Origin of the sequence: Aeromonas sp. R3-1 (genome assembly GCF_040908345.1) — a bacterium.
GTDB classification, from domain to species: Bacteria; Pseudomonadota; Gammaproteobacteria; order Enterobacterales; family Aeromonadaceae; genus Aeromonas; species Aeromonas veronii.
The window spans coordinates 1-6,920 of sequence record NZ_JBFODN010000288.1 but is presented as its reverse complement, the minus strand read 5'-3'; the positions used below and the strand labels follow the sequence as shown (position 1 = coordinate 6,920).

Annotated in this window: 6 protein-coding genes and 2 tRNA genes; 5 read left to right on the top strand and 3 right to left on the bottom strand. The window is 59.0% G+C overall.

Annotated elements, in window-relative coordinates; genetic code table 11:
* Positions 1 to 66: 66 nt before the first annotated feature.
* A complete protein-coding gene (locus AB5Y85_RS20555) occupies positions 67 to 1,422 on the bottom strand; it encodes a TrkH family potassium uptake protein (RefSeq protein ID WP_005341850.1) in 1,356 nt (451 codons plus the stop codon).
* The gene (locus AB5Y85_RS20550; protein ID WP_005339863.1) at positions 1,419 to 2,072 is read right to left on the bottom strand and encodes a TrkA family potassium uptake protein; all 654 of its coding nucleotides are present in this window, start codon (positions 2,070 to 2,072) and stop codon (positions 1,419 to 1,421) included. The genes AB5Y85_RS20555 and AB5Y85_RS20550 overlap by 4 nt, the downstream gene beginning before the upstream one ends.
* A 127-nt stretch (positions 2,073 to 2,199) precedes the next feature.
* On the opposite strand from AB5Y85_RS20550, the gene murB reads away from it, so the two are divergent.
* Positions 2,200 to 3,237 (top strand): UDP-N-acetylmuramate dehydrogenase, encoded by a 1,038-nt coding sequence (murB, locus tag AB5Y85_RS20545; RefSeq protein ID WP_257686802.1) that lies wholly within the window; start codon positions 2,200 to 2,202, stop codon positions 3,235 to 3,237.
* Positions 3,234 to 4,199 (top strand): bifunctional biotin--[acetyl-CoA-carboxylase] ligase/biotin operon repressor BirA, encoded by a 966-nt coding sequence (gene birA / locus AB5Y85_RS20540; protein WP_139747707.1) that lies wholly within the window; start codon positions 3,234 to 3,236, stop codon positions 4,197 to 4,199. The genes murB and birA overlap by 4 nt, the downstream gene beginning before the upstream one ends.
* 80 nt (positions 4,200 to 4,279) lie before the next feature.
* Here birA and coaA read toward each other — a convergent pair whose 3' ends face one another.
* Positions 4,280 to 5,218: a type I pantothenate kinase gene (coaA, locus tag AB5Y85_RS20535; RefSeq protein WP_005339877.1), complete on the bottom strand. Its 939-nt coding sequence runs from the start codon at positions 5,216 to 5,218 to the stop codon at positions 4,280 to 4,282.
* A 263-nt stretch (positions 5,219 to 5,481) separates the two neighbouring features.
* Between coaA and AB5Y85_RS20530 the strand changes: the two genes are divergently transcribed.
* The 3 genes from AB5Y85_RS20530 to tuf form a co-directional block, all read left to right on the top strand.
* A tRNA-Tyr gene (locus tag AB5Y85_RS20530) sits at positions 5,482 to 5,566 on the top strand.
* A gap of 38 nt (positions 5,567 to 5,604) precedes the next feature.
* Positions 5,605 to 5,679 (top strand) — tRNA-Gly (locus AB5Y85_RS20525).
* A gap of 168 nt (positions 5,680 to 5,847) precedes the next feature.
* Positions 5,848 to 6,920: elongation factor Tu (tuf, locus tag AB5Y85_RS20520; RefSeq protein ID WP_021229319.1), on the top strand; the 1,073-nt coding region annotated here is incomplete at its 3' end.

The window sequence follows — 6,920 nt, the reverse complement described above, 5'->3', positions numbered from 1 at the left end:
TAAAGGCGCAGCAACAAGCTGAATAAAAAACGGGGCAGCCAGTGGCTGCCCCGTTTTCATAACCGGTCAGCCGGTATAGACGTTCTCTTCCGGATAACGGATGCGGGTCTCGACCGGGCGGGCCAGCATAAAGGCCAGGGTCAGGGGGCCGAGACGGCCGCAGATCATCACCAGCACCAGGATCAGCTTGCCCGGCTCGCTCAGGGAGGCGGTGATGCCGGTGGAGAGGCCGACGGTGGCAAATGCCGAGATGGTCTCGAACATGATTTTGTCGAACGGCAGATCCTCGGTCACCATCAGCAGGAACATCGCCAGCATCAGCACCATGGTGCTGACGATGATGATGGCCAGCGAGCGGGTCACGATCTGGGGCGACAGGGTGCGGCCAAAAGCGGTGACATGGGGCCGTTTGGTCAGAAATGCCTTGGTCGCCAGCAGCACGACCGCGAAGGTGGTGACTTTGATACCACCACCGGTTGAGGTGGCACCGGCACCGATAAACATCAACATCATCAGGAACAGCAACGCTGCCGGGGTCATCAGCCCGATATCTATGGTATTGAAACCGGCGGTACGGGCGCTGGCAGACTGGAAGAAGGCAGCCAGCAGCTGGCCACCGATACCGGCCTTGCCGAGGGTGCCCGGGTTGTTGTGTTCCAGTAGCCAGAACATCAGGGTACCGGCCAGCAGCAGCGCCGGGGTCATCAGCAGCATCAGCTTGCTGTGCAGCTTGAGCTTGCGCCAGCGGCGGTTGCGCACCAGATCGACGATGACGGTAAAGCCGATCCCTCCCAGGATCAGCAGACCGGCGATGGTCAGGCTGATGATGGGGTCGTCCCTATAGTCGATGAGATTGTTGGCAAAGAGCGAAAATCCGGCGTTGTTGAAGGCCGAGACCGCGTGGAAGAAGCTGACATAGAGGCCGTGCACCCACCCCATCTCGGGCACCCAGCGGATCGCCATGATGCCGGTACCGATCAGTTGGGCGATAAAGGCGAACAGCACGATCCGTTTGACCAGCTGAATGATGTTGACCGAGCCTTCCTGTCCCAGCGCCTCCTTGGCCAGAACCTGCTGGCGCAGACCGACCCGTTTGCTGAAGATGGCGATCAGCAGCAGGGTCATGGTCATCTGGCCCAGACCGCCGATCTCCATCAGCATCAGCAGGAAAATCTGCCCCTGCAGGGTAAAGGCGGTGCCGGTATCCACCACGCCAAGACCTGTCACGCTGATGGCCGAGGTGGCGGTAAACAGGGCGTTGACGAAGGTAACCTCGCCATTGTGGCTGGAGGGTTGCACCAGAAAGATGGTGCCAATCAGCAGAATGATCAGAAAGCTGCCGAGGATCAGCCGGGCTTCGCTCCAGCGAGAGTCCTGCTCCCGATGGAGGGCGAAGGCGTAGCTGCTGCGCCAGTTGATCATAGGGTTTCGAGCCAGTGGTCGATAGCGTGCTTGTTGCCCGCCAGGATCAGGATGTCGCCCAGTTGCAGCTCCATCTTGCCGGTCAGCACGTTGTGCAGCACATCACCACGCTTGATGGCGAGCAGCTGGAAATCGCTCTGTTGCAGCAGGTGGAAGTCGCCCAGTTCCCGGCCGTTCTGTTGCAGGCCGATCACGAACTCGGTCAGCACCATGTCGTGGCCCAGCTCCAGATAGTCGAACAGCCGGTTGTCCAGCATGCTCTGGGCGACCCGGCGGCCCATGTCCCACTCCGGGTTGATCACCTTGTCGGCGCCCACTTTCTGCAGGATCTTGGCGTGGAACTTGTCGCGCGCCTTGACCCACACCTTCTTCACGCCCGCCTCTTTCAAGACGAGGGTGGTGAGGATGCTGGTCTCCAGGTTGTCACCGATGGCAACGAAGACGATATCGAAATTGGCCAGTCCCAGCTCGGCCACGGTGGCCTCGTCGGTAGCATCCGCCACGATAACGTGATTGCAGAGGGCGGCGATTTGCCGGGTCTTGCTCTCGTCGATATCGATGGCCAGTACTTCGGCATCTTGCCGTTGCAGCTCTTCGCACAGCGCGCTGCCAAACAGGCCCAGGCCGATGACGGCAAACTGGTTGTTCATGAGTTGTTCCTCAGCAGTTGAAGTCGCCTACTCTAAACCACTGCTATTCCCCCGAAAAGGGCTCGGGTTTTTCGTCATGGGGCAACTTGAGGTAGACTGCGCCCTTGCACCAAGCCGGGATAGACCGATGAAACTGAATGCCAACGCCTCCTTGTTGAAGCTCAACACCCTTGCCCTCGATGCGTATTGCCTCTGGCTGGCCGAGGTGGAGCAGATTGCCGATCTGGCGACCCTGCGTGCCGATCCGCAGTTCAACCAGCTGCCGCGCCTCAATCTGGGCGGCGGCAGCAACATGCTTTTCACCACCGATTTTCTCGGTCTGGTGGTGCTCAACCGGCTCAAGGGGATTACCGCTGAAGATGGTGGCGATCACTGGTTGCTCCATGTGGCGGCCGGTGAAGATTGGCATCAGCTGGTGCGCCATACCTTGCAACAGGGCTGGTTCGGGCTGGAGAATCTGGCGCTCATTCCCGGCACGGTCGGTGCGGCGCCGGTGCAGAACATCGGTGCCTATGGCGTTGAGCTGGCCGACTTCTGCGCCTATGTCGAGGCGTTCAACTGGCAGAGTGGCGAGATTGAACGGATCGCGGCGGCAGAGTGCCGCTTCGGGTATCGTGACAGCATCTTCAAACACGAGTATCAGGATTCCCACCTGATCACCGCCGTCGGGCTCAAACTGCCCAAGGCGTGGCGGCCGGTGCTCGGCTATGGCCCGCTGGCGGCGCTCGGTGATGAGCCTCCGGCGCAGGCCATCTTCGATACCGTCTGTGCCACCCGCATGGCCAAGCTGCCGGATCCTGCGGTGCTCGGCAATGCGGGCAGCTTCTTCAAGAATCCGGTGGTACCTGCCGCGCATGCGGAGAATCTCAAGGCGCGCTACCCGCAGATGCCTTGCTATCCGGCCGGAGAAGGGCAGGCCAAGCTGGCGGCGGGCTGGCTCATCGATCAGTGTGGTCTGAAAGGTTTCGCCATTGGCCGCGCCGCCGTCCATCAGGAGCAGGCGCTGGTGCTGGTCAATCTGGGGGGCGCCAGTGCCATGGAGCTGATCGCGCTGGCGGCTCATGTCCGCGACAGCGTGGAGCAGACGTTTGGCGTGGTGCTGGAGCATGAGGTGCGCTTTATGGGCGCGCACGGTGAAACCTGGCTCGACGAGGTGCTCTCATGACGTTGACTCCCATCAGACAGACCCTGATCACTCTGCTTAGCGACGGCCAGTTTCACTCCGGCGAACAGCTGGGTGAACAGCTCGGCATCAGCCGGGCTGCGGTAAGCAAACACATGGCGGCGCTCAAGGAGCTGGGGCTGGATCTCTTTAGCCTGACCGGCAAGGGCTACCGGTTGGCGGTGCCGATGGCGCTCTATGATCAGGCCACCTTGCAGGTACTGGCCCCGATGGCGCCGGTGCACTGTTTTCCGGTCATAGGCTCGACCAACCAACACCTGCTGGATCGGGTCAATGAGCTGCGCTCTGGCGAGAGCTGTCTGGCCGAGTGTCAGACAGCCGGGCGCGGTCGTCGTGGCAAACCCTGGATTTCGCCGTTTGGTTGCCAGCTGATCCTCAGCATGTACTGGCGACTCGAACAAGGCATGGCGGCGGCCATGGGGCTGAGTCTGGCGGTCGGCGTGGCAGTGGTTGAGGCGCTGGAGTCCCTTGGCTATCAAGGCGTCGAGCTCAAGTGGCCGAACGACCTCTACTATCAGGGCCGCAAGTTGGCGGGAATACTGGTGGAGATGAGCGGTAGCGCCGGGGCCAGTTGTCATCTGGTGATCGGCATCGGTCTCAATCTGGCGATGCCTGCCCGCGAAGGTGAGAAGATTGATCAGGCCTGGGCCGAGCTGCGTCACATCAATCCGGAACTGGTGGATCGCAATCAACTGGCGGCCCGGATGATCGTCCATCTGCAGCGGGCGCTGCACACCTTTGAGCAGCAGGGGCTGGCAAGCTTTGTCGATGACTGGAACCGGCTCGATCACTTTGCCGGTCGCCCGGTGCGCCTGCTGATGGGGGATCAGGAGATCCGCGGCATCGCCCGTGGTATCGACGATCGCGGCGCCCTGCGGCTGGAGACAGGCGAAGGGATCAAATTCTATCTGGGCGGCGAGCTCTCCCTGCGCCGGGGCGACTGAGGGTCAGCAAGGCCGCTCATGATGCCAAACAGAAGAGGGGGCCTGCGGGCCCCCTCTTCGTTATCCGGCAATGGCTGTCATCATTTGCGCAGTTTGATCTGCTCGATGGCGTGCTCATGGCCCTTGGTCATGATCAGGTTGGCTCGCTCACGCGTTGGTAGGATATTTTCTTGCAAATTCAGGTAGTTGATATCTTGCCAGATGTTGCTCGCGATCTGGGTCGCCTCACTCTCCGCCAGTTTGGCGTAGTTATGGAAGTAGGAGTCGGGATCCGAGAAGGCGCCGCTGCGGAATTTCAGGAAGCGTTCGATATACCAGGTGCGCAGCAGTTCGGCATCGGCATCCACATAGATGGAGAAGTCGACGAAGTCCGACACGAAGACCCGATGGGGCTCCTGAGGGTAATCCATGCCGCTTTGCAGCACATTGAGCCCTTCCAGGATCAGGATGTCCGGCTGCTCCACCACCTTCTTCTCATCGGGAATGATGTCGTAGATAAGGTGGGAGTAAACCGGCGCTTCGACCTTCTCGTGACCAGCGCGGATGTTGGCGACAAACTCCACCAGATGGCGGATGTCGTAGGATTCCGGGAACCCCTTGCGGCGCATCAGGCCGCGCTCTTCCAGTACCTTGTTGGGATAGAGGAAGCCGTCGGTGGTGACCAGTTCTACCCGCGGGTGTTCCGGCCAGCGCTCCAGCAGGGCCTGCAGAATACGGGCCGTGGTGCTTTTTCCCCCCGCCACACTGCCGGCAATGCTGATGATATAGGTGCCCTTGCCGCGGGACTGGCCGAGGAACTGCTCCAGCACCCGGCTGCGACGCTGTTTGGCTTTGACATAGAGATTGAGCAGGCGGGAGAGAGGCAGATAGATCTCTTCCACTTCCCGCAATGACACCTTCTCGTTGATCCCGCGCAGGGTCTGCAGATCGTGTTCGGTCAGGGTCAGGGGGACCGAATCGCGCAATAACGCCCATTGTTCGCGGGTGAATTGCAGATAGGGGTTATGCTCTGTCGTCATGGTGTCATCACTGTTTCTTGGGCACGGCGACCATACACCAAGGGGGGGGGAGCGACAAGGGACGCAGCAGGATTGGCTTGTTTGCCCCCGCTTTTTTGCAAACTTCCCAGCAATAAAGCATATTTTGCCGGGTTCAATGGTTGCATCCCCCAAAACCTTACAATAAAATGCGCGACGCTTGACTGTCTGTCGTCTATTTGCCGTGCAAAAGCGATAAACACAACGGGTGCAAGCAGAATTACCGTTGTGACAATCTGGCGTCTGGAGGGGTTCCCGAGCGGCCAAAGGGATCAGACTGTAAATCTGACGGCTCTGCCTTCGAAGGTTCGAATCCTTCTCCCTCCACCATATTTCTCTGCGGTTTGAGTTCTTTGGGTTAGAGAAATGCGGGCATCGTATAATGGCTATTACCTCAGCCTTCCAAGCTGATGATGCGGGTTCGATTCCCGCTGCCCGCTCCAAGATGCTGATATGGCTCAGGCGTTAGCAGAGCCGCACCCTAGGGTGAGTTCGGCAAGCGAACCAGCCATCAGTACCTCTCTCTTTCCCACCAGATTCAAATCCATCATATAAACTGTTCTGTGGTTAGCTTGCCACCGCGTACTCAGCGTTAGTTTAGAGGGACGATCATGTCTAAAGAAAAATTTGAGCGTAATAAACCGCACGTTAACGTGGGTACCATCGGCCACGTTGACCACGGTAAAACCACCCTGACTGCAGCTATCACCAACGTGCTGGCCAAGCACTTCGGTGGTAAAGCTTTCGCCTTCGACCAGATCGACAAGGCACCGGAAGAGCGTGAGCGTGGTATCACCATCAACACCTCCCACGTAGAATACGACACCGCTACCCGTCACTACGCCCACGTAGATTGCCCGGGTCACGCCGACTACGTTAAAAACATGATCACCGGTGCTGCCCAGATGGACGGCGCGATCCTGGTAGTAGCAGCGACTGACGGCCCGATGCCGCAGACTCGTGAGCACATCCTGCTGGGTCGTCAGGTTGGTATCCCGTACATGATCGTGTTCATGAACAAGTGTGACATGGTTGATGACGAAGAGCTGCTCGAACTGGTTGAGATGGAAGTTCGTGAACTGCTGACCGAGTACGACTTCCCGGGTGATGACCTGCCGGTAGTTCGTGGTTCCGCGCTGAAAGCGCTGGAAGGCGACGCTCAGTGGGAAGAGAAGATCATCGAGCTGGCTGGCCACCTGGATACCTACATCCCGGAGCCGGAGCGCGCGATTGACCAACCGTTCCTGATGCCTATCGAAGACGTATTCTCTATCGCTGGCCGTGGTACCGTAGTTACCGGTCGTGTAGAGCGCGGTATCGTTAAAGTAGGTGAGACTGTAGAAATCGTTGGTATCAAAGATACCGTTTCTACCACCTGTACCGGTGTTGAAATGTTCCGTAAGCTGCTGGACGAAGGTCGTGCAGGCGAGAACATCGGCGCGCTGCTGCGTGGTGTTAAGCGTGAAGACGTAGAGCGTGGTCAGGTACTGGCCAAGCCGGGTTCTATCAAGCCGCACACCAAGTTCGAATCTGAAGTGTACGTACTGTCCAAAGAAGAAGGTGGCCGTCATACCCCGTTCTTCAAAGGCTACCGTCCGCAGTTCTACTTCCGTACTACCGACGTGACCGGTACCATCGAACTGCCGGAAGGCGTAGAGATGGTAATGCCGGGCGACAACATCAA